This window comes from Mycobacterium farcinogenes (assembly GCF_019739075.1).
Lineage (GTDB): Bacteria > Actinomycetota > Actinomycetes > Mycobacteriales > Mycobacteriaceae > Mycobacterium > Mycobacterium senegalense.
This window is the reverse complement of the sequence record NZ_CP081673.1, coordinates 5457328-5481694: the sequence shown is the minus strand read 5'-3', so window position 1 is coordinate 5481694 and position 24367 is coordinate 5457328. Positions and strand designations below refer to the sequence as shown.

General features: G+C 61.7%; 9 protein-coding genes. 7 read left to right on the top strand and 2 right to left on the bottom strand.

Annotated features, from left to right (window positions below):
• Positions 1-166: 166 nt before the first annotated feature.
• From K6L26_RS26100 to K6L26_RS26070, 7 genes are all read left to right on the top strand, one after another.
• A complete protein-coding gene (locus K6L26_RS26100; RefSeq protein ID WP_342394418.1) occupies positions 167-916 on the top strand; it encodes an endonuclease/exonuclease/phosphatase family protein in 750 nt (249 codons plus the stop codon).
• A 411-nt stretch (positions 917-1327) separates the two neighbouring features.
• Complete coding sequence (gene pglW / locus K6L26_RS26095) at positions 1328-5506, top strand: BREX system serine/threonine kinase PglW (RefSeq protein ID WP_221852028.1); 4179 nt, start codon at positions 1328-1330, stop codon at positions 5504-5506.
• Positions 5503-9114 carry a BREX-2 system adenine-specific DNA-methyltransferase PglX gene (gene pglX, locus K6L26_RS26090; protein WP_221852026.1) on the top strand — a complete coding sequence of 1204 codons (3612 nt, stop codon included), beginning with the start codon at positions 5503-5505 and terminating at the stop codon, positions 9112-9114. The genes pglW and pglX overlap by 4 nt, the downstream gene beginning before the upstream one ends.
• The gene (locus tag K6L26_RS26085) at positions 9069-12896 is read left to right on the top strand and encodes a DUF6079 family protein (protein WP_221852024.1); all 3828 of its coding nucleotides are present in this window, start codon (positions 9069-9071) and stop codon (positions 12894-12896) included. Before pglX ends, K6L26_RS26085 begins: the two co-directional genes overlap by 46 nt.
• On the top strand, positions 12887-15523 hold the full coding sequence (gene pglZ, locus K6L26_RS26080; protein WP_221852022.1) for a BREX-2 system phosphatase PglZ: 2637 nt from the start codon (positions 12887-12889) through the stop codon (positions 15521-15523). Before K6L26_RS26085 ends, pglZ begins: the two co-directional genes overlap by 10 nt.
• The gene (brxD, locus tag K6L26_RS26075) at positions 15520-16857 is read left to right on the top strand and encodes a BREX system ATP-binding protein BrxD (RefSeq protein WP_221852020.1); all 1338 of its coding nucleotides are present in this window, start codon (positions 15520-15522) and stop codon (positions 16855-16857) included. The genes pglZ and brxD overlap by 4 nt, the downstream gene beginning before the upstream one ends.
• Positions 16858-16860: 3 nt before the next feature.
• The gene (locus K6L26_RS26070) at positions 16861-18930 is read left to right on the top strand and encodes a DEAD/DEAH box helicase (protein WP_221852019.1); all 2070 of its coding nucleotides are present in this window, start codon (positions 16861-16863) and stop codon (positions 18928-18930) included.
• Between the two features lie 107 nt (positions 18931-19037).
• On the opposite strand, the gene K6L26_RS26065 is transcribed toward K6L26_RS26070, so the two are convergent.
• Both K6L26_RS26065 and K6L26_RS26060 read right to left on the bottom strand, forming a co-directional pair.
• Positions 19038-20984 carry an AAA family ATPase gene (locus K6L26_RS26065; RefSeq protein ID WP_221852017.1) on the bottom strand — a complete coding sequence of 649 codons (1947 nt, stop codon included), beginning with the start codon at positions 20982-20984 and terminating at the stop codon, positions 19038-19040.
• The gene (locus K6L26_RS26060) at positions 20981-24343 is read right to left on the bottom strand and encodes a helicase-related protein (protein ID WP_221852015.1); all 3363 of its coding nucleotides are present in this window, start codon (positions 24341-24343) and stop codon (positions 20981-20983) included. Before K6L26_RS26060 ends, K6L26_RS26065 begins: the two co-directional genes overlap by 4 nt.
• Positions 24344-24367: the final 24 nt, after the last annotated feature.

The window sequence follows — 24367 nt, the reverse complement described above, 5'->3', positions numbered from 1 at the left end:
TCGTGAGACTCGTCGGCATTGCCCGGGTTGCGGCCGGTACCACCCGCCGAATCGGATGGGTAGGACGGCTCAAGGTTTGTATCGATGTGCAACGTGTAGGCGCGACGCGCAGGCTGTTGACACGAGTGCAGGGCCGGCCCACTCTGAGTCGAGCGCTCGAGAGGTCATATCTCAGGCTCAATCTACGTCCGGCCCGCTGCAATATGGAGTTCCCCTCCGGCGCATCGCTGCACTCAACATTAGGCACGGTGGGGGAACCAAGGATCGAATGGACAATTTAGTCGCACGGTTGTTGAGTTACGACGCCGATGTGCTCGTAGTCAGTGATTTTCGGGCCAACAAGCACGGCGTGCGTCTCATTGACGAGCTCGAGCGTTCGGGATATGCAACATCGCATCCGGGCGCTGAGGCCACGCAGAATTCTGTGTTAATCGCTTCACGCAGCCTTATCCAACGATCCTGGAGTTTTCCCGGCGCGCTCGACGGCCGCCATCTCTGGTGTGCCGACACCACGGGCATCGCCATCTGTGGTGTATACATGCCGCAAAAGTGCGAAAAGCTTCCCTATTGGGAGTCGCTAATCTTGCGCGCGCGCCGCTCGGGAATTGATTTGTGCATCGGAGACTTCAATACCGGTAACAACGACTTGGACAAGGACCCTGAGGGTTCTCGATTCATTGGCCCAGAGATGCCCGGACGGTTCATAGACTCTGGCTATGTAGATGTATGGCGGTCACTGCACCCCCGCCGCCGCGAGTACTCCTGGTTTAGTCCTGGCGCCTACAACGGTTTCCGTATCGAGCATGCCTACGCCACGCCAAAGTTGGCCAGACGCGTTTCAACTTGCGAGTTCGACCAAACTCCCAGAATTCGCGGCGAATCGGATCACGCAGCACTCATCGTGTCGTTGCGATGACCGCTGAGTGGACCGGTGTCGCTCTGGGCGGCGCTGCAAGAAGGAGTTGCGTGTGTGCGGGGTGGTTCGAAACTCGGAATCTAAGCCGTGAATCCGGTAGCGCGGGCCGCACTTTCTGCCGGTCGTGCGAAAGGTGACCAACGCACTAGCGCTACACCCCCATGCCGTCCTTAGCCCGGCAGGACTGCAGCCTCCCGAAGAGACATGGGGCCGATGGCAATCACCTGGCACTTGCGCCAGGCAATGCCGATGGAGGTGTACTTGGGGGCGCGTGCTGCGGTGGCGTGAGGGGCAATTCTGGTTCTCTTGTCCCCATTTTGTCGGTCCCGCCGATAAAGTCTCCGGGGTGAAGCGGTTGTGGTTGCTACTTGTGCGTGGGTCGCGCGCCTCCATGCCTAAAAGCAGGATGCGATGAAGCGTGACTCTCCACTGTGGAAGGTGATGGGTGAGCCGGCGAGTCCAGCTGAGGCCGCCGCGCTCGATGCCTTCCGCGAGCTGCTCCCAGACGATGGCATCACTACCGCCTGGGCAAACCTGACCTTCATAAACGACCAAGGGCGCACGGCCGAGGTCGATGTCCTCCTGCTGACGGCTCAGGGGATGTATCTCGTCGAGCTCAAGGGCTGGCATGGCACGATCCGCGGCAACGCGCAACGTTGGAACCATCGTCAGCGCAACGTCGAGAACCCCCGACTCGCCGCCGACCGCAAGGCGAAGTGGCTGAAGGGTCTCCTGCAGGACCGAACGCCGAACCAATCCGCCAGGGGACAGGTACCTCGCATTCACGCCGTCGTGGTCATGCATGGTGAAGGCAGCACCGTCAACATCGCTGCCCCCGGCGACATCGGAGTGCTGACGCTCGACGGCTACCACGTCAAGTCCTCGCCCCACCTCATGAAGTTCTCCGATTTCCTGGCCCAGCCGCCCCACGATTTCCGGCAACCGATCGACTACCAGCGGGCAAAACAGGTACGTGCGCTCTGTGACGCGGTCGGGTTCACGCCGACGCCTAAGGTTCGGATGGTGGGTGACTTTGTCGTTGCCGACGATGAGCCGATCGCGCAGGGGCGGGACTGGCAGGACGTGCTGGTTAACCTCCCGGCGTTGCCCGATGTCAAGCGTCGGCTGCGTCTGTACGACGTGCCGGCAACGGCGTCGCCCGCGGATCGCCAACAGATCGAGCAGCTCGCGCAGCGCGAGTTCCAGCTCACCCAGGGGCTGCGCCATAGCGGTATCGCGGTTCCGATTGACTTCAAGCGGACCGATGACGGCCCGGCTCTAGTGTTCGAGCACGACGCCAAGGAACTCCCGCTTGACGCCTATATCGTGGGGGAGGGCACCGAGCTCGATCTTGAGCAGCGCATCGCTCTGGTGATTCGCTTGGGAGAGATTCTGCGGTCCGCCCATAACGTCCACCTGCGCCATCGAGCATTGTCGCCGCGGCGTGTGTGGGCGACTCCGGGTGCCGACGACCTGCCGCATCTAACGATCCGGGACTGGTACTTCGCTCAACGTGACAGCTCGACCCGGAACGTATCCCGACTGACCGCTATAAGTGCAGGTGTCGACGACATCATGGGTGTGGCGGATCAGGATGATTGGATCTGGCTCGCACCCGAGGCTCGTCATTCTGTCGACGGGCTCCCGCCAATTCCGTTGGACGTCTATGGGTTTGGCGTCCTGGCCTATCTTATTTTGACGGGAAAGCCGCCAGCCGAAACTTTTGTGGAGTTGGAACAACGGCTGTCGGACGCGGGTGCACTTGACCCCCGAGCAGCGTCGCCAGGCATGCCTGACGGTGTCGCCGACGTCGTGGCGATGGCGACTCGTGCGGTCGAGTCGGAGCGGCTGCCAACCATTGAGGAAGTGCTGGAGCTCCTTCGGCTCGCGAGCGACGAGCTTCGCCGAGGAGACCAGATCGACGAACCGACACCGGTGAAAGACCCCGTCGATGCGCAAAAGGGCGACGCCGTAGCCGAACGCTTCATCGTATCCGCTCGTCGTGGCGAAGGTTCCAGCGGCGTAGCGCTCGCAGTCCACGACACCGACTCGGAGGATCCGAACCGCGAGCTCGTGCTCAAAGTCGCTCGCACTGAATCAGCAGGGCGCAGGCTCGCGCTGGAAGCCGACGTGTTGAGAGCGCTCGATCACCGTCGGGTAGTGCGACTCGTCGCAGGGCCGCTCGACGTCGGAGATAGACGCGCACTGCTGCTCAGTGACGCTGGCAAGGAGACGCTGGCCACGCGACTCTCGAAGGAGGGCCGGGCAACGGTGGGCCAGCTAGAGCAGTACGGCAGCCAATTACTAGAAGCCATGATCTACCTGGAATCCCAGGGTGTCTTTCACCGCGACATCAAGCCGGCGAATCTGGGCATCACTCCAGATCCCGGCACCAGGAGGCCGTCCCTGGTGCTATTCGACTTCTCTCTCGCGAGTGAGAGTGTTGACAACGTCGCGTCCGGCACACCGAGCTATCTGGACCCTTATCTCGGTCGAGGACGGCGACAGAAGTACGACCGGGCAGCCGAACTGTGGGCTGTCTCGACCACCCTCTTCGAGATGGCGACGGGGCAGCTTCCATGGTGGGGAGAGGGTGCGGGACGCCCCGCTGACCCAAGTGACCCGCCGATCATCGAGCCCACAAGCTTCGAGCCGGCCGTGGCAACTCAGCTCACGGCATTCTTCCAACGTGCTCTAAGCCCCGACATCGGTTCACGATTCAGCAACGCTGATGAGTTGGCAGTCGCGTGGCAGGGAGTGTTCGCCGCTCTTGACACAGAGGAGGATGGCGGGGCTGGAAGCGACGACCTCGCCGACGCCGCTACGCTCGACACCCCTTTGGAGCGCGCGGGCCTGTCCGCGCGTGCGTTGTCCGGCGTGTCGCGTCTCGATGTGGCGACCGTCGGGCAATTGTTGGGTGTCCACCCGACCCGGATCAACTCGATACGAGGCCTCGGGGAGACCTACCGCAAGGAGATTCAGGCAAGGATTCGCGGCTGGCGGTCACGGCTCAGCGGTGCGGAGGACGTCGACACCGGTCAGCCGATGGGCACAGAGCGCCTCGTCTCCTTGCTCGTAGACCAGCTCAAGGGTGCAGAGCAGACGGTGATCGAGCGGCTCCTTGGACTATCTGGTGACGCGGCCGCCGGTGAATGGCCCTCCACGGGAGACACGGCCCAATCACTTGGGATGACCCGAGAGCGCGTCGCGCATGTGGTGGATCACGCCGTCACGGCGTGGGGCAAGAAGGCCCGCCCTGCCATCGATGGCGTGCGAGACGAAGCGGCCACACTCCTTGCCCGCAACGGCCGAGTGATGGCGGTGACGTACCTCGCGAACGCATTGGTTGCCCAGCGCGGTTCTCTCTTGGACGGGGACGATCGCCTTCGGCAAGGTGCCGCCTTGCTGCGGGCAGCGTACGAGGTAGATGCGCGTATGCCCGAGCCAGCGTTGGAACTGCGGCGAGGTATCGGGAAGCGTCCCGACCTCATCGCACTCCGAGAGACAGCAGACCCTGATGAAACAGGGCACGAGTTCGCGCCGGCCGACATCCTGACGGAGACGGCAATCGAGTTGGGGCGCCGAGCAGATGACCTCGTGGGTGCCGGGGTCGTGCCGGTCGCAACAGCGAATACTGCCCTGGTTGAAATCGTAAGTGAGGCAGGAGCTTTCCCGCTTTCGGACCTGACAGGGCGTCGGCTCTTGACTCTGGCCGCCTCCGTCTCGACAAAGGCTGCCGTCTCGGGGTTCGACGAGCTGTACCCGGTTGGCCTCGACCCCCAGGAAGCCGTCGAGCGCGCATTGCGCGGCAAGCCTGGCCGGCGCATCAGCGAGACCGCCGTCCGGCGCAGTGTGGTAGCACGCTTCCCGGAGGTGGCGCTCCCAGCTGCCTCGCAACGACTCGATGCACTCGTTTCCGCGGCCCTGCCAGGCGTGGTGAACCGCAACGGTGTTTATGAGCTAGCTTCCGAAGTGCGCTCGGCGACGCATACCGCCAGCGGTTTCACGGTCTTCGCGCCGGTTGTGGTCGCAGAGGCCGCGACGAAGTTGGAAGAGTCGCTCTCGCGTAACGGCGCGCTCACCCTGACCACACCGCCCAAGCGATACGTGAAAGCAACACACGAACTTTCGACCCGGTACGCAGTGGAAGTGCTCGATGTCGCATCACTCGTTGTGAACACGACGCGCGCACTCGCCAACCAGCACGGGGCAAGTTGGGAGTTCGTTCTGGGCGTTGATGCCAGCCAAAAAGACAGCGGAGACTGGTCGAACCTCGTGGGCCTTGTCCAGCGAGCCCTGAAACCAGCCTGGGAGGAAAGACTCGCAACGGACAAGCCGTTGCTCATCGTCAATGCCGGACCGCTCGTGAGATACGGCATGGCAGAGCTTCTTTCGACGCTGCTCGATGTCGGAACTCCCCGACCAGCTGCCCGCTGGCTACTGGTAGCCAAACAGGGCAGCCAAGCCGTCCCCTTGCTGGAGGGCAAGCCCGTGCCGCTCGGTCCCAGCGGCTGGGTTGAGCTGCCCGCAGACCTCTCGCTCCTTATGGAGCACACAGTGACTCGCAGTAACTCAGGAGCCCAAAAGTGATCGACTCGTCCGCCCTCCTCGCCGACCTCAAGGCGCAGCTCAAGCTTCTCCAAGCTGACCTGAAACAGCGTGCAGACGACCCCTCGAACCCCTGGGGCGAGCGATTGAAGGAGGAGTACGCCGAAGCGTTCCGCTGCGAGCGGACCGGCTGGGACTGGGTGGACTGGCGCGACAACGAAGTCGAGCAGGCTGCCGTCGCGTGGATTGTCTCGACGACCTTTCTGCGCTTCTGTGAGGACAATGATCTTCTTGTCGGTGCCAAAATCGACGGTCTGCCTACCGCCGTTGGCTGGATCGCCGGTCCCGGCGACCGCGTGCAGCGCGCCGAAGAGAACCTCACCGCCTATTTTCGCGACAACCCCACCCACAATCGCCGCCACTGGCTCCAGCAGGGCTTTAGCGTCCTCGCCGCACAGCCGGCCGGTCAGGCATTGGTCGACCCGAAACACAACCCGGTGTGGAAGGCCGAGATCAGCCCGGAGTCCGCGACCGCGCTGATCGCTTTCTGGCGTCGCACCAACGACGACGGCACCCTCGCCCACGACTTCACCGACCCCAACCTGGAAACCCGCTTTCTCGGTGACCTTTACCAGGATCTCTCCGAGCATGCCAAGAAGACCTACGCGTTGTTGCAAACGCCGGTGTTCGTGGAGGAGTTCATCCTCGACCAGACGCTAACTCCGGCTATTGCGGAGTTCGGACTCGAAGGACTCAAGCTGATCGACCCCGCTTGCGGGTCCGGGCACTTCTTGCTCGGGGCGTTTGAGCGACTCAACCAGGCGTGGCTCGAAGCTGCGCCCGGGCTGGACGCCAAAGAACGGGTGCGCCGCGCGATGGCGTCGATCCATGGTGTGGATATCAACCCCTTTGCGGTAGCAATCGCGCGGTTCCGCCTTACCGTCGCCGGCTTGACGGCGGCGGGAGAGCGCTCGCTTGTCGGGGTGCCTGCGATGGGGTGCCGCCTCGCCATTGGTGATTCACTTCTTGGCATCCGGGGTGGCCTTGATCAGACCTTTGACTTCGATGAGGACGATGCAGCGCCTGGATTCACTTACGACACTGAGGATCTCAACGAGTACTTCGGCATCCTCCAGCCAGGTCAGTACCATGTCGTTGTCGGAAATCCTCCGTACATAACGCCGAAGGATCTGACTCTTAGTGCGCGATACAGGGTCGCGTACGTGTCAGCATCGGGTCCTTACGCGCTGTCTGCGCCATTCATTGAATTGCTGTTCCGGCTTGCCATCCGTGGCGAGCACGGGCAGGGCGCCGGCTATGTAGGCCAGATCACCGCGAACTCCTTCATGAAGCGGGAGTTCGGAAAGAAGCTCATCGAGTACATCTTTGCCGGACACGACGTTAGCAACCCCGTCGACCTAACCGCCGTTATAGACACCTCTGGCGCCTACATTCCTGGTCACGGCACTCCGACTGTGATCCTGTTTGGACGTCGTCGTCGTCCAAACAGCGATCACGTACGGGCGATCTTGGGGCTTCGTAGCGAACCTAGCCAGCCTGGCGACCCATCAAAGGGTTTGGTATGGGCCGAGATCGTTGGGCACTTCGCCGAGTCTGCTTTTGACGGGACCTACGTCACGGTCACGGAACTCCACCGCGCGGTTCTGACTGCGCATCCGTGGTCGTTGAGCGGTGGCGGAGCGCCGGCCGTCATGGAGCAGCTGGGGCGGGGAACTACGCTGCTCAAACCGATCGTCTTGGAGATAGGGCGCACGACAGTTGTCGGGGAAGACGACGCTTGGATCTATCCACGCCCTGCTGCAAAGCGACTTTCGCTTAACGGTATTCCAATACGGGAGTTTGTGCTTGGGGAGCATGTGCGCGATTATCGAGTGAACTCGAACACTTACGCCATCAATCCCTACCTTGACGCGTCGAATTCAGAACCAGTGCCCGACGGGCCAGTTTCTCAACACCTTTGGCCACTCCGTCGTGTGTTGACCGATCGAACCGTCTTCGGGAAGACGTTCAGGGACCGCGAACTGCCGTGGTGGGTGCATCTCGAGAGCTACTCATCGAAGCTACTGACGCCGTACTCCATCGTCTTTGCCTTCGTTGCGACACACAACCATTTCGTTTTTGACCGTGGTGGAAAGGTCTTCAACCGATCCGCGCCGGTCATCAAACTGCCTGAGGACGCGACGGAGGAACAGCACTTAGAGTTGATGGGCGTCTTGAACTCGTCGACGGCGTGCTTTTGGCTCAAGCAAGTTAGCCACAATAAGGGCAGACCGAGTGCTGACGGCGCAGGGGCAGACGAACCGTGGGAGCACCGATACGAGTTCACCGGCACCAAGCTTGAGCAGTTCCCGCTGCCGACGAATCTTCCGCTGGACCGTGGACGCATCCTTGACGAGCTGGCACGAGAGTTAGCTGAGGCCGCGCCATATGCTGTAGTGAGGGCCTGGCTCGATAGCTCCACCGGGATGCTTAGTGATGCTCTCGCAAGAGCGCAGACTGAATGGCATCGGCTCTTGACACGGATGATTTTCGAGCAGGAGGAGTTGGATTGGGAAGTCTACCAGCTCTACGGACTTATCGATGACGACCTGAATTACCATGGCTCTCGGATTGGTGGCATCCACTCAGAAGAGCGCGCGTTCGCCATAGCGCTTGCCCGGGACGTGCGGGACGGGAGGACTGAAACCTCATGGTTCCGTCACTGGAACCATCGGTACCCGGAACTTACCGAACTCCCCGGCCCGTGGCCAGACGACTACATGGCCCTCGTCCAGCGTCGCCTAGACCTGATGGAATCCGACAGATCCATCCGGCTCTTAGAAAAACCAGAGTTCAAGCGCCGCTGGGCTGCCACACCTTGGGAGGCGCAACGGGTTGAGGCCCTGCAAGCGGCAATCCTCGACCGGCTTGAAGACCCGGCCCTGTGGCAGGACCCGCAGGGGCCGATTATCAGGTCGGTGGCTGAACTCGCTGACCTGCTCCGAACCGAGCAGGTACTTAAGGAGCTCGCTCGCGCCCTCACTGGCACCGCTGAGCCGGACCTTGCCGCTGTGATTGGCGGTCTGGTTTCCGACGACGCTGTGCCATTCTTGGCCGCGCACCGCTACAAGCCTGCCGGCGTCGAGAAGTACCGGGCGTGGCAGAGCGTGTGGGCGCTGCAGCGGCGTGAGGATGCCGGTGAAAAGGTCACTATCCCGGTGCCGCCGAAATACACGCAGGGCGACTTTCGGAAGACCACGTACTGGAAGGCACGCGGCAAGCTCGACGTCCCCAAGGAACGCTTCATTGCGTATCCCGGTGTTGCGCGCGAAGGCGACGCGACACCGGTGTTCGGTTGGGCCGGTTGGTCCCACCGCGATCAGGCACTTGCCCTTGCCCGTGAGATTCCTGTCCAGCAGGCGCTCGGTGCCGACGACGAGGCCTTGGAGCCGTTGGTGGCGGGTTTGGTGGAGTTGGAGCCCTGGCTGGCGCAGTGGCACTCGGAGATCGAACCGCAGTTTGGCGCCAGCCCCGCTTCGGTCATCACGGGCATGGTCGACCAGTACCTTGCCCGTATGGAGAAGACACGCGATCAGGTGACGGAGTGGAAGCCGCCGGCCGCAACTCGTGGACGGAGGGCGTCGCGATGACAGACTTGTCGTTGCCGTTGCGGGATGCGATCGACATCCCGTACGCCGTCCACGACGACGACTTCGTCCTACAGATCCACCGCGCACAAGAAGCGGCGTCTCAAACGCTGGCCGACTATGTAGTCACAGAGTCGATCGCGGAGTCGTTCGAGAAGGGACTGACGCTGGTCGAGGCCACGCTGTCGAGCGGATCCTCCAAGGGCGCCTTCATCCACGGCTCGTTCGGTTCCGGTAAGTCGCACTACATGGCCGTCATGCATCTACTGCTTGCCGGCAATGCACAGGCCAAGGCACTGCCTGGCCTCCAGGCTCAAGTCGCCAAGCATGAGGCCCTGCTCACCCGCAAACTGCTCGCAATCGACTTCCACCTCATTGGGGCAGAGTCGTTCGAGTCAGCGCTCTTCGGTGGCTATCTCGCGACCATGAAGAAGCGGCACCCAGGTGCGCCGGTTCCGGTGCTTCATCGCTCGGATTCGCTGTTCGAGAACGCCGATCAGTTGCGCGCGCAGCTCGGGGACGAACAGTTCTTCGCCCGGTTCGAGGCAAGCGGCTCGGGTTCCTCCGGCTGGGGCACGTTTGCCGCCACCTTGAATCCTGAGCTGTATGACGCTGCTCGGACCAAGCCGGCAGGTGATGCCGACCGTCAGCGTGTCGTCGCCGACCTCGTTCGCACCTATTTCCCGGCCTTCGAGAACACCGGCACCTGGCTGGACATGACCGACGGCCTGCAAGCCATGACCGCGCACGCCAAGAACCTCGGTTACGACGGGGTCGTGCTCTTCCTCGACGAGCTGGTGCTGTGGCTCGCCAACCACCTGCGCGACACCGCCTTCATTCAGACCGAGACCTCAAAGGTCGCCAAGCTCGTCGAGACCGGCATCGGCACACTGCCAATTCCGCTGGTGTCCTTCGTTGCTCGTCAGCGAAACCTCAAGGATTTCCTCGGCGGCGGGGCGGTCGGTGCTGAACAGGTCGCACTCGACGACTCCTTCCAGTGGTGGGAGGGCCGCTTCGAGAAGATCACCCTCGCCGCTGCCAACCTTCCTCAGATTGTCAACAAGCGACTCCTCGAGCCGACCAATGACGTCGGTCGGGATGCCCTGGCCGCGGCGGTGGACCGGGTGCGCACGAACCCGGTGGCCTTCAAATACCTGCTCACGGACGAAGCCGGCTCGGCCGCAGTTGATTTCGAGCAGGTCTACCCGTTCTCGCCCGCGCTGGTGGATGCGATGGTCGCGCTCTCGGCGATCATGCAGCGCGAACGCACCGCGCTGAAGATCATGAGTGAGTTGTTGTCGCGCGGTCGTAACGAGTTGACCGTCGGCGACGTGATCCCTGTCGGCGACCTCTTCGATGTCGTCGTCTTAGGCGACGCCGAGCCGCTGACCGACGACATGAAGAACCTGTTTCGTGCCGCCCGCGCCTTCTACACCCGAAAGATGCGCCCCTACCTGCTGAATCGGCACAGCCTTACCGACGAGGAAGCGAAAGGACTGGCGCGGAACCACCCCTTCCGGCGCGACGACCGGCTCGCCAAGACGCTTCTGGTCGCTGCCATCGCCCCGGGCGCAGCCTCGCTGAAGGACCTCACGGCCTCGAAGCTGGCGGCGCTCAACTTCGGCACGGTGGTCACGATGATTCCTGGGCAGGAAGCAGTCCAGGTGGTCGCACTTGCCCGCGAGTGGACGAAAGAGTTCGGTGAAATCACCATCGGTTCGCAGGCGGGTGATCCGGTCATCACCTTGCAACTATCGGGCGTCGACTATGACTCGGTCCTTGTCCACGTACAGAACGAAGACACTCACGAAAACCGGCGCGGCCTGCTGCGGCGGCTTCTCGCCGAGCAGATCGGTGCCTCGCCGACCGGCACGTTGGGTAGCGATTACTCCCTCGCTCATGTGTGGCGGGGCCAAAAGCGTGAGGTTGATGTGGTGTTCGGCAACGTCCGTGACGCGAGGGCGCTCCCTGATGGCGCTCTCACGTCCACCGGCGGGCGCTGGAAACTGGTGATCGACTTCCCGTTTGACGACGCGGGCCACCCCCCGTCCGACGATGTGTTGCGCCTCGTACAACTCAAGCTGGACGGTCTGGAGAGCGACACGATCGCGTGGCTGCCTCACTTCCTGACCGCTTCGCGCATGGACGACATCGGCAAACTTGTCGTGCTTGACTACCTACTGACCGGCGCGCGGTTCGACCAGTATTCGACATCCCTACCGGTCACCGACCGCGAGCCTGCCCGAAGGCAACTCACCAACCAACGAGATTCCCTGCGCGAACAGATCGTGCTGGCATTGCGTCAGTCGTACAGCATCGATGCGCCGACCGATGATCACCTAGGCGAACGAGTGCCCGAAGGGAACACCTTCGTCACCCTCGCACCCGACTACGACCCGCAGAAACCGTCTTCGCCCTCCTTTGCCGATGCCGTCGTGGCAGTTCTCGGAGGCGGCCTTGATGCGCGTTTCCCGACCCATCCCGCTGTCGATCGCGGTACTGACGAAGTCCGCAGGACTGAGTTCAGCGCCGTGCTCGACCTCGCACGCAATGCAATGGCACAGGGCGGACGCATCGACACCGTCGACAGAACCACTGCGGGCAAGGTGCGGAGGGTGGTCGATGCCTACGGGGTCGGCGCCCTGAGCGAAGTGACCTACGTCCTGGACACGGTGCGTTTTGCCTGGCATGACGACTTCACGAAGGCCCTCGTCAGTGGCGATCCGACCGTCGGCACGCTCCGGACCGCGCTCGCACCCACGGGCATGACCACCGATGCCCAGGACCTGTTGATTCTGGCGTGGGTGGCACTCACTGATCGACAACTGCGCCGTCACGGGTCGTCAGCAGGTTCGCCGGGGATCGGCGGACTGGCCAACGACATCATCCTCCAGGAGCCAGTGCTCCCAAGTTCGGAGGACTGGGCCAACGCGCTTGTTCGCGTTAAAGCGTTGTTCGGAATCGGAGCCAATGAGCACCACCTGTCTAGCAGTGCCGTACAGCGGCTTGGCGATGAATTGATGGAGAAGGTCCGGCACGTTGACCGGGGAGTGACTGACCTTGTCGGAGCCCTTGAAGGGCACAGCGACGTGCTCGGCTTGGAGGACGTGAGTCCCCGCCTTGGTACTGCGCGTCGTGCACGGGATCTGATCGGGGCTTTGCGCGATGCCGCAGATCACGTCGGCCGGATTCGGGTGGTTGCCGAATTTGACTTGCCGGACGAACTGCAGCCGCTCGCCCGATCGCTCGCCTCTGCAGGCGATGTTGCGGCAGCTATTCAGGGTGCGAATTGGCAGCTCCTGAATCAACTTCCGAGTTTGGGTGGAGAGCGGTCCGCCGCTGTAGTTGGCACGTTGCGGGCCGCTGCCGAAGCCGACCAGATGCACGCGGATTTGGCTCCCGCCCTTGCCTCAGCAGCTCGAGAGATCACCCAGATCCTTGTCGAGCAGCGTCCCAAGGATCCCAAGCCGGACCATGCGGCCGCCGAGGAACAAGAACGAATCCGTCGTGAGCAAGAGGACCAACGTCGACGCGAGCAGGAAGATGAACTCAAGCGACGCGAGCAGGAGGCCGCCGACCGCGAACGTCGGTTGCGGGAACAGGAAGAGGAGTTCCGCCGTCGGCAAGAGGAGGCGCAACGCGAAGCCGAAGCACGTGCCAGCCAGCAACACACGATCGAAGTCGAGGCTGTCTCGCAGCTCGAGTCTCTCGTCAAGAATCTGACAGCCGAGCTCAGCCGTCCGGTTGAGGGCAAGAAGTTGAGGATTGACTGGCGATGGTTCTGAGCGAGCGGCTCCGCACCGTCAGCGTCTCGCCGGCGATGGTGCAGCAGAGAGCAGCAGACCTGGTCAAGTCGGATGCCCAGATCCTTTTGCTTCGTGCGCGTCCCGAGTGGAGACACGGAGATGTCAAGGTTGGGGACGCAGTTGTCCGAGTACTGCCAGGTGTGTCTCAGCTCGCCGTTCTCGACATCCTCGCGTCGTTGGCAACTGATGAGCGAGCAATCGTTCTGACCGACCGGCCAGCGGAGGATCTTGGCGACGCCGTACTTGCTCGTGCGTACAAGAATGTCATTGAACTGCCAGATGAGTGGCAGGCCGTTCCTCGGCTGTTTCCTGGGGCGATCGAGGTCGGTCGCGACCTCCGGCGTCTGGACTGGGCCGCAACAGCACTGCTCGATCACCAGCCACCAGGTGGATGGCCGCGATCGGTTGAACCCGCGCTCACCGCTCGCCATGCCGTCGGTTCTCTCCTCGCACGTGTCCTCGGACTGAGCGCCGAGGCTCAGCTGGACGGAGTTCTGCTCCTGACGGCTTTGGGGAGACGAAACGTGCGCGCTGCGTGGGCCGCTGTTGATGCGCCGTTGCGTGCGCACCTGGTCGATTGGGCTGGAACCGAATTGGGCGATCCTGCAGCCGTTGCCCTGCAGATCGCTCAGCGCAACGAGCACGTCACCCCACTTGCCGTTGGCCTGGTGTTGGACGTCTTGTGGCCTGAGGACGGTGTTCCGCCCACGGAGACACAGGTTTCCGCGCGGGTGCGGGTCGAGGCCTTCATCGCTGGGAAGGCGGTTCCTGCCGACGTCGCGAAAGCCACTGCGCAACTGGCCAAGGCGGCTGTCCTGCGCCTAGAGGTGGATAACCCTCCCGAACTGGGTGTCGCCTTGCAGCAAGCAGAAGCACTGCTCGGTGACCTCGGCTGGACTGAGGGAACTGACCGATCGGCCGTCCTGCATCCTGGGTATCTGGCACGTGTCCGTGGACTCGCGTCGGCGCTGACCTCTGGTGACAACGTCGAGCAGGCACTGGCCCACGTCCTTGCACACCGTGACGCCGATGCCTCGCAGGCGCCGACGATGGCCGTGCGCCTCTATCGCTGGCTTGCCACCAATGAGAATTCCTCAGCATCACTCGGTAGCGATCTCCAACGGCAGATGAACGACGGCGCGTGGGTGGACGCCGCCATCGGTGCTGTGTGGCATGGTTCCGATGACCCGACTGTCACGGCTGCGTATCAACTACTTCTCGACAAGGTGCACGCCCGGCGCAAGCAGCGTGATCGCGCCGCAGCATCGCGACTCGACCAAGTCAACGGGGCTGACGACCAACACGCGATCGGTGTGGAGCGCCTGCTCGCCGAGATCGTTGATCCGTGGCGTCGCCAAGGCGGTGCACTTCTCATCGTGCTGGATGGAATGAGTAGCGCCATAGCGACAGCGCTCGCGTCCGAAGTTGCCCGGCTGGGCCTTGTGGAGTGGGTTCCATCGTCAACGCACGCACGGCGTTCTGTGGTGGCGGCGTTGCCATCGCTGACCAACGTCTCTCGCGCTTCATTGTTCTGCGGTGAGATCTGCTCAGGTACCGGTGAGGATGAGAAACGCGGGCTCTCAACGGCATTCCCCGGTGCAAAGCTCTTCCATAAGAACGACCTGAGGTCTGAAGGTGGTGCTTCGCTGCCTAGCGGGGTGATGGCCGCGGTGCGGGATGGCGCCATTCCCGTTGTCGGAGTGGTGATCAACGGAATTGATGATGCGACCCATAAGAACGACATGTCCGCGTGGGATTGGGATTTGCGTTCGCTCGATCCTCTGCGAGCGCTCCTGGAGGCCGCCATCTCTGCCCGGCGCGCAGTCATCCTGACGTCCGATCACGGCCACGTCGTCGAGCGTGGTACCGAGGCACTGAGCGTCAGCGGTGCCGATTCCCGTTGGCGGCCGGCCTCGACTGGTGCTGCTGGCGATGGAGAAGTGCTCGTATCTGGCCCGCGGGTGATCGCACCAGGAGGCGAAGCCGTGCTGCTCTGGCGTGATGACGCGCACTACGGCCCCCGACATGCGGGCTACCACGGTGGTGCCAGCCTCGCGGAGCTGACGATTCCAGTACTCGTGTTTCAAGCTGCTGCAGTGGCGGCTGGGGCACCTGGGTGGGAGCAGGCCGCGCCGCAGGTGCCGTTGTGGTGGAACGATCCGATCGCCTCCACCGCGGAGGAGCCGACGAAGCCCACCGGTCAGCTGACGAAGACGAAGACGAAGACGTCGGGTCAAGGTGAAGGATTGTTCGAACTCCACGAGTTGCCCACGTCGACGAAAGCCCCTGCGGGGGTGGTCGAAGCGGTGCTTGCATCGACTACGTACGCCGAGCAGAAGCGGATGGCTGGTCGGCGTGCGCTCGACGACGGAACTGCCGGGGCGTTCTTGCGCGCACTGGTGGATCGTGGTGGTCGCGCTCATCAAGACACGGTGGCCGCCGCCGTCGGAATTCCAACCACCGAGTTTGGACAGGTCTTCGCGGCCGTTCGCCGGTTGTTCAATGTCGACGGGTACGGCGTAATCGAGCTCGATACCGATGGCGTCACCCTGCGGCTCGATGAGCACCTCCTGCGTGAGCAATTCGACGTCAAAGGTACGAGATGACCGAGCCCTCTGGCGGAATCAGCCCGCGCCGTCGCAAGGACATCATCGATGCGCTGCGCCGCGGCACCGTGCCACAACAAGGGCTCGACGTCCTCGCTGTCGGTCTGGGTCGCTTCGAGGACGCGATCGATGAAGAGCTGCAAACGGTTTCGGGCGGAGGCGCCGTCTTCAAAGCCGTCCGCGGCGAGTATGGCTCCGGTAAAACCTTCTTTTCTCGCTGGCTCACCGAGCGTGCCAAGCGTGCAGGGTTTGCAACCTCCGAAGTGCAGATCAGCGAGACGGAGACGCCCCTGCACAAGTTGGAGACCGTGTATCGGCGGATCACCGAGAACCTCTCCACCTCGACCACCCAGTCGGGCGCTCTTAGAGACGTCATTGATGGTTGGTTCTACATCCTCGATCACGACGTCAAAGACGGGGCCGGACATCCGACCGGTTCGGAAGAAACACTCGAACTTCTTCACCGCCGGCTCTCAGATGTCTCGAAGGAGGCGCCGGCCTTCGCCGCGGTGCTGCGGCAGTATCGGTTGGCACAGGCTGCGGGTAACACTGCGGAGGCAGATGGACTATTGGCATGGCTAGGTGGTCAGCCTCACGTAGCGGCCTCAGTGAAGCGTGCCGCCGGAGTGCGCGGCGACCTCGACCATTTCGGTGCTCTCGGTTTCCTTCAAGGCCTCCTCACGGTTCTTCGCGATTCGGACTACGTGGGGCTTGTCATTGTTTTCGATGAAGTTGAGACGTTGCAACGCATGAGAAGCGACGTTCGGGAGAAGTCGCTGAACGCACTTCGTCAGCTCATGGATGAGATCGACGGCGGCCGATTCCCCGGTCTGTATCTGCTACTCACGGGAACGCCCGCGTTCTTCGACGGACAACAAGGCGTGCAACGTCTTCCCCCGTTGGCCCAACGTCTTCAAACTGACTTCACCACCGACGCGCGCTTCGACAATCCGCGCGCAACACAGGTCCGCCTTACCGGCTTTACACCCGAGTCGCTCTTGGAGCTCGGTAGTCGTGTTCGGGACATCTACGCGGCCGGAGCTAAGGATCCTGAGCGCATCAGGAGCGTCGTCGACGACGAATACTTGAAGAACCTCGCTGCCGCGGTAGGCGGAGAGTTGGGTGGACGAACTGGAATCGCACCGCGGCTCTTCCTCAAGAAGTTGGTGTCCGACGTCCTCGACCGCGTGGACCTCTTCGAGGACTTCAATCCACGCCGCGATTACCACCTCACAGTCAGCTCCGACGAACTGACGCCGGCGGAGCGGGAAGCGCACGCGCGCACCAACCGAGCTCCGGCAGGAAGCGTCGACGAAATCGAGTTGGACCTTTAGCCGATGTCGGCGTTCACTGGCCTCGACCCGGCGATCGAATATCACATAGTCAACTCGCTGGGCTGGACAGGGCTGAGACCACTGCAAGCAGCATCGGTCGATCTGGTGAGGGCGGGATCGGACTGCGTCCTTGTCGCACCGACCGCCGGTGGCAAGACCGAAGCTGCCGTTTTTCCTTTGCTCTCTGAGATGATCGAGGGCAACTGGTCAGGTACGACCATCCTCTATGTCACGCCACTTCGCGCTCTTCTGAACAACATTCACCCGCGCGTAAGTGCCTACTGCTCCTGGTTAGGCCGAAGCGCGGGGTTGTGGCATGGCGACATTGGGCAGTCTGAACGTCGGCACATGCTGGGCGAGAGGCCAGACATTCTGCTGACGACCCCAGAATCCATTGAGGCCATGCTGGTGTCGAGGCGAGTCGATCATGAGCGCTTCTTCGGTTCCGTCCGAGCCGTCGTGATCGACGAGCTTCATGCGTTCGCTGGATCCGATCGAGGGTGGCACTTACTCGCCGTGCTGGAGCGGGTGGAGCGAATAGCTGGGCACAGGATTCAGCGAGTGGGGCTTTCCGCAACCATCGGTAACCCAGAAGTAGTTGGCGCATGGATGCAAGGTTCGACAGAGGGTCGCACGTCGGTCGCTGTGGTGCGTGAGGACTCATCGCCGATGGTCAGCCCCGAGGTGACCATTGACTATGTCGGAAGCATGGACAACGCCGCCACGGTCATTTCGCGGCTTCATCGGGGGGACAAGCGACTGGTGTTCGCCGAATCACGGCGTTCCGCTGAGGAACTCGCCTTCCTCTTACGCGAGCGCGGCGTCCAGACGTTTGTGTCCCACTCGTCGCTCTCGGTTGACGAGAGGCGGCAGAGTGAGCGTGCTTTCGCTGAGGCCAAAGACACGGTCATTGTTGCGACTTCGACCCTTGAGCTTGGTATCGACATCGGCGACCTCGATCACGTCATCCAGATCGACGCACCGCGCACCGTTTCGTCGTTCCTACAACGACTCGGCCGTACCGGCCGGCGACCGGGCACGAGCCGCAATACTTTGTTCCTCGCCACCAGCCTCGACGGACTACTCGACGCAGCTGCCGTGCTACTTCTCTGGAAGCGCGGATTCGTCGAGAAGGTAGTCGCCCCACCACATCCACGTCACCTTGCTGCCCAACAGCTTCTTGCGCTGGCGCTTCAAGAGGGGGCGTTCGGCGCATCGGACTGGCGGCGGTGGTGGGGAGACCTTCCGCTCATGGCGGACGGTGCGGAGGTACTCGCTTACCTGCGCGAGCAGGAGTTCCTCGTTGAGGATTCAGGGTTGTTAATGATCGGCCCGCGTGCGGAGAAAGAGTTCGGGCAGCGTCACTTCATGGACCTCCTCTCTACCTTCGTTGCCGATCTCGAGTTGCGGGTAATGGCAGGCATTAGGGAGATCGGATTCGTTTCGCCGCTTGCCATCCCGGCCGGGAAGGATCGCGAGCAGCACCCACTCGTTCTCGCGGGCCGAGGCTGGCATGTGCAACACGTTGATTGGGAGCGCTTCACTGTATGGGTCGAGGAGATCTCAACCAAAGGTGATGTGAAATGGCCGTCCGGTGCGGTAACGCAATCGTTCGAGATCTGCCAGGCGAAGCGAGAAGTACTGCTTGGGGCGGTGCCTGAGGTCGAGTTGTCCAAGCGCGTTCCGGCGGCGATGCGGCGCCTCCGTGAAGAACGCGCTGCGGAGGTCAGCGTCAGCGGCCTGGTGATGCATCCGCGGGGTTCGGGAGGTGCGCGCTTGTGGACATGGGCTGGGTTGAAGGCGAACGCGACGCTGTTGTCGGGTCTGGACATCTACGCGAGCGGCATCGAAAACGAGAGTGTCCTTCTACCAGATGGGGTCGACGGAGATGACGTCAAGGCTGCAGACCCTGCGGCTGTTCCGCGCGTCGATGATGAAGCCATCTCTGGGCTGAAGTTCTCGGTAGCACTGCCGCCCGACCTTGCCGTCAAGACCCTCGGTGAGCGGCTGGCTGATCCGCGTGGTGCCGCGGAGACCGCCCAAGCTCGCGTCGTTCGGTATCACGCAGGCTGACGCCGGCGACGTAGTTCAACCACCGGCACCTCGGTAGGTCGCAATGCAGGCGCGTCCTGACCTCCGCTTATGGTGGTTGCGAGCACGTCGGCGCGAGGCGGGGCGGGCTATCTCCGCAGTTCATTGGGAAGTGCACTCGAATACACCACTGCGAGTTCACGGTTCGCGCGCGTAAGGGCGGTGTAGAGGGGGCCGTGGCGTCCGATGTTAAGCGGGAAGTCTGCAGGTTCCACGACGACCACCCCGTCGAACTCTAGGCCGCGGGCTTCATCGAAAGTAAGGACAGTTACCTCGCCTCGATTTTTCTGCCAGACCGTCTCATCGAACGGCGAGTTGGTCCAGCCGCGTTTTCGAAGTGCCCGGGCAACCAGTGGTGGGGTAACTGCGATCGCAGCCACCGTTCCGGATGGGTAAGCATTTGCCAGGCGTTCGAGTTCTGAAGCTGCCTGATTCGCCAGCTCTTTGGAGGACACCTTCTGTACCTTCGGCGGTGGCCCCACTTCCTGTAGCGCGTTGATCGTTCGCTGACTACGTGGGAGGAGCCGATTGGCGAATTCGAGGATGGGTCGGGTCGATCGGTATCCCCGTTCCATGCGCCTGATCGGAGTGTTTTCTTCGATGGCGATGACATCTAAGACACGTGACCAGTCGTTGAGGGTGTGATCCGACCGGCGTTGATTTAGGTCTCCGAGGATAGTCCACGCATCTGCCTCGTTGATTTCGTCTAGTAGCAACCACTCCAGTGGAGTGACATCCTGTGCTTCATCGACGATGACATGTTCAACGCCGGACAACTCGCGCGGGCCGAGCACCTCCCACTTAATGAAAGCAATCAGCGGAGCGTGGCGTTCATCCAGCAGCGCCGCTTGATAGGGCGGAAGATTGCGCAAGTATCGCGACCATTCGGGGTCAGAGGTGACACTTCCGGATTTCGTGCGGAGGTGTTCATATATATCTTCTGGTTTCGGCGTTAAGCCCTTGGCGTGCTTGATCTTGACCAGAGCCGAGCGCGCCAACTTGGCGAGATGCCAGTCCGCATCATGCCAGGTGCGGGTCCGGTGGGACCGCGGCGCGCGTTTGATTCCTATGATCTTGTTTATCAGCTCAGGCAGGGACAGCACTTTGATGCGCTCCGTCGGACCGGCAAGCCGAAGGATCACTTCCTGAACGTGCCTCGAGTAGCCGGACGTCGGGCCAACGACGAGTACGGTGCCGTCGAGTGTGTTCTCCGGCGGTGTTTCATCGTTGACCAGATAGGCGGCGCGATGCGACGCGACGATCGTCTTTCCAGTACCGGGCTGCCCCTCGATGATCACGCTGTCCATCGCGGGAATGGTGATCAGGTCGTATTGATCCGGCTGCAAGGTTGCTAACACTGGTGCGAGGCTTTTGGTGCGCGGTGCTTGAAGCTGATCTCTCAAAAGCTTTTCGACGCGTAACGATGGAAGTCGTGCCATATCGCGCTTTGGATCCTCCCGTGAGGAACCTAGATCCCCGTTTCGGGAAGCTTGGCTGTCTTCTGACTGAGGTGCAATTCGCGGTCCCGGAACAGATTGGGGCAAAGGCAGATTCGGTCGGCTGGGTGGTGCGGGGATGGACAGGCCGCGCTTGCGGAATGGGTTTGCAGGTGCATCGGGACGCACGGTCTCGTCGACAAAGTCGACAATCTGCCCGGCGCGTGAAACCAGTGCTCGTACAACGGTGACCTCGTCGCATAGGTAGTGTTCGCCAGAACCTCGAAAGAAGGTTGAAGCGATGGGGGTTACCCAGCTGAACACGTTGATTCCGTTGAGCTTTGCGTGGATTTCGCCAATGTAGAAGTCCGATCCGCCGTCGAGCAGATCCTGGTCGGGCCGTGCGAGGGCCACGCGTCCCAATAAGTCGCCGTTGACAACTGACCGCGGCTTCGGAACGCCGGTACCTGTCCACAGGCCATTGGCCGGACCGCTGTACACGACCGGCTTGGCAGCTTCTTCGCGGAGTATTTTTCGGTACTGCTTCTGCGCAGTCTGCTCGTCCGCCAACTCCAACGCTTTAGCTTGATCCTTTTTCACTTCGCGCTCTCAGTGACGATAATTTCTACGACACATGCGGCTAGCGGTTCTAGCTGAATCTCAGGTTGTGCTTGTGAGGTGATCTCGGCGTGTAGGGCTGAGTAGCGTTCCTCCGCGCGCTCAAGTTGTCTGCGAAAGAGGTCGATGCTTTGTTCTCGTCGACCTCTACTGCGCGCAGTCGCGATGCGGTTCTCAATGGCGATCTTCCTGCGCTGATGCTGGGCCTCGAGGCTGATGAGCTTGGCGTCTTGCAGCGCCTCAAACTCCGAATCCCGCTTGGCTTGCTCATCGGCGTGGCGGATGCGGAGTTGATCAAGTGCACGCTCGGTGAGGCGCTCGAGACGCGGGATCTCTGGCAGCGGCGTATCGGTCAAACCGCCGGTGGCAAGGGCCGCGAGCAACGCATCCACCGGTGCCTCGCCAGCATCCCTTCCTAGTTCCGTCACTGCGCACCCCCAAATTTCATCGCCGCCTTGCGAGGCTGACGTGGCCGTGGCTAACACGACAATGTAAAGGCCGGGTACGACATTTTCGGATGTTGCGATCTTCAAGGAAGCGAACCGTGCTTGACGGTGCCCGGGCACGGCTGTCGCCGCCATCGCGAGGGGGCTCGTGGCAGTCAAGAGAGTTCCACCACTGGTCCTTGCAAATTCCTGGTTCAAGGCAAGCGAAATCGGGAGCTCATTGCGCAAGGCGGCGGATATCGAGCTCGTTTCGGCGCGAGTACGTTGGCTGGTCTTCGTAAGCTCGTCCACCCGTGCAGCCATTGTGGGGTTGCCGCGGAGCTCGATCGTTGCACCATCAGGGAGGAACGTGACCCCGAACGCCCCGTCTGTGCGTGCCCAGTCGTCAAGCAGCAGTGCGAGTTCCCGCTGACCGATGTACTGACCGGTTCGAACAAGATCGCTCTCCAAGCCCGCCACGTCCACGTCGTTGCTCACTAATAGCGAGGTCGAGGCATCAGTGATGTCTTCGACTCCAGCCCGCTGCTCTTCCAGTGCGGTCAGCATTTCGTGGACCTTTTGGTCGCGTTCCTCCTGAGTCAACGTGAAGTCAAATCCTGCTTGGAGGATTCTCGGTGCGTTCGCAGCGATAATCGGCTCAAGAGCGCCGATTGAGGACTCAAAGATGTCGATACGGTCAAGTAGCCGACTGAGGATTCGTTCGTCGATTGTGCTTTCATTAACGAAGTTGACCACCAGGATCGTTTCTTCCTGCTGCCCTATCCGGTCGATCCGGCCGATCCGCTGCTCGATTTCCATCGGATTCCACGGAAGGTCGTAGTTTATTACAGCCGAACAGAATTCGAAATCAAGGCCCTCGCTCGCTACTCGATTAGCAAGCACAAAATCGTAGGCTCCAGCGCGAAAATCGGCCATGACCTTGAGGCGGACGTCGCGCTTCACGCCACCGTGCATGACTGCGATCCGGTAGTCCTCGCTCAGCCGACCCCTGAGGTAGGAAAGGGTGGGAACCGAAAACGTGAAGATTAGCGCTCGGCGTCGTCCGGTATGAAGAGTGGCGAGCACTGCGCGCAAGTTGTCAAACTTCGTATCCACATGCTCCGGCAGTGCCCGTGCCGCTGCGATCAGGTCAGCATGCGGCTCGATACGAATAGCGGACGCGTCTGAATCAGCGTCAGTGATGTCCCCGAATGCAACCGGATCTAATACGGCCTGACGCGCCATTGGCAAGCAAGCGCTTGCCAAGCGCAGTGGCATCTGCATCGCGAAGTAGAGAGGCATCCCTGTGGCGGCAGCACGTGCTTGGCACCACGCGAGGTATTCGGCGTAGAAGGCTTCCTCGACGTCAGTCCAGTAGACAGGTTGCCGGTCCTCTTTTCTCTTAGCCTTCTGGTCGTCGACCTCAACCTTTTTTGTGCGGGTGATGACAGTCGACAGGGTGTTCAGGTCAGATAGGTGTCTTTTGGCGTCAACGATGTTGCGCGGTGTGAGGCTGTTGGTGTCGAGGATCCGTCGGAGGAGTGCAAAGTCCGGCCGTTGCATCAGCGCGTTGCCGAGTCTCGTCGTTGATAGCTTGTTGAGTTCCTTGAGTAGATCGCGACCGCGCACGCCCTTTTCGCCGAGCTTCATAGCGACCGAGTTCGTAATTTGATTCGGCTCCAGTCGCAGCTCGAGATCTCCCAGGTCTCCGTAGTCCTCGGGTGCGAGCAGTTCCAGAAGGTTCAGCAAGTCCTGTTGGTGAAGATTGATCGGCGTTGCAGTAAGAAACACCAGGTTATCGGCCCAATCCGCGAGTTCGGTCCCCAATGTGTAGCTCTTAGTATCGGAGTTCCGCATCGAATGGGCTTCGTCAACAATCACCAGGTCGAATTCCGGGGGAAATTCTTTGAGCTCCTCGAGCCCCTTCCAACTTCGAAGTCGCTCCAGGCTGCAGATATAGGCTTGCCGTGCCGGGAGGCGGTTTTGCCGGTGCTTCTCGAGGAAGTCCGTGAGCGCCTTGGTGTCGAGCTCGGTCAGCTCGAATTCAAACCGGTCGGCCATCTCGTACTTCCACTTACTCAACAAGCTGGATGGGCAGACAACCAGCACGCGGTTCGCTTCCTGGCGGGCTTCCAACTCTGTCCAGATGAGTCCGGCTTCGATCGTCTTGCCAAGGCCGACTTCGTCTGCGATCAGCAAGCGGGCCTTCCCGGTCTGCAGCAACTTGAGAACAGGTTTGAATTGGTATGGGCGAAAGGTGGTCCGGGTCGCTCGGAAGGAGAACAACGTGTTGGTGAACTTGCCGTGCAACTTCGCGCGAGTGAGCGTTGCGCCGAACCGGCTCGCAGGTGTGGGTTCCATCGTGACCCAGGCAGCGGGTCCATCGACCTCAGGTTGTGGCCTCAACTTGGATTCGGTGACTTCTTTGCGGCGACCCTCGGTTACGACTGAGTATGACCACTCGTTGCGGAAGAATCTGCGGTCGCGGATCGTGACATCGACGTCACCCGGGTACGTGACAGCCAGGTCGTTGATTGCAAATTCCGGCGTCGGGACCGGCGTAGCACTGTTCCATAGGTGTTCCGCCCAGTCCCACGCGCTCCTTAGTGGGTGGTCGTCGTTGAGTGCCCCGAGCGGTGCTACGGTCGCGTCCCCGGGCGGCGCGCCGATGAAGATCTGCATCAGAAGGGGCGCCTCGATACCTTCGAACCAGTAGATACCCTCGGGAAGCTCGACCCCTGAGTTCCAATGGACGCGACATTGCCCGACCCGGTCAATGAGGCCGTGTATCGGCTTGTCCATGACAAGGGCGCGGCGGAAAGCGCTGCGGTTGAGCGGTACGTCAGTGCGATCCGCATCAGGGTGATACCCGAATATCGGGGTCGTGTCCGCAATTGCTTCAGGGCTGTCAGTCATCGGTTGAGCAGTTCTTCTGGTCTT

Bases quoted from the DNA above. Each gene is read 5' to 3' on its own strand.
- pglW (WP_221852028.1), top strand. From the start codon at position 1,328: ATGAAGCGTGACTCTCCACTGTGGAAGGTGATGGGTGAGCCGGCGAGT.
- pglZ (WP_221852022.1), top strand. From the start codon at position 12,887: ATGGTTCTGAGCGAGCGGCTCCGCACCGTCAGCGTCTCGCCGGCGATG.
- brxD (WP_221852020.1), top strand. From the start codon at position 15,520: ATGACCGAGCCCTCTGGCGGAATCAGCCCGCGCCGTCGCAAGGACATC.
- K6L26_RS26070 (WP_221852019.1), top strand. From the start codon at position 16,861: ATGTCGGCGTTCACTGGCCTCGACCCGGCGATCGAATATCACATAGTC.
- K6L26_RS26060 (WP_221852015.1), bottom strand. From the start codon at position 24,343: ATGACTGACAGCCCTGAAGCAATTGCGGACACGACCCCGATATTCGGG.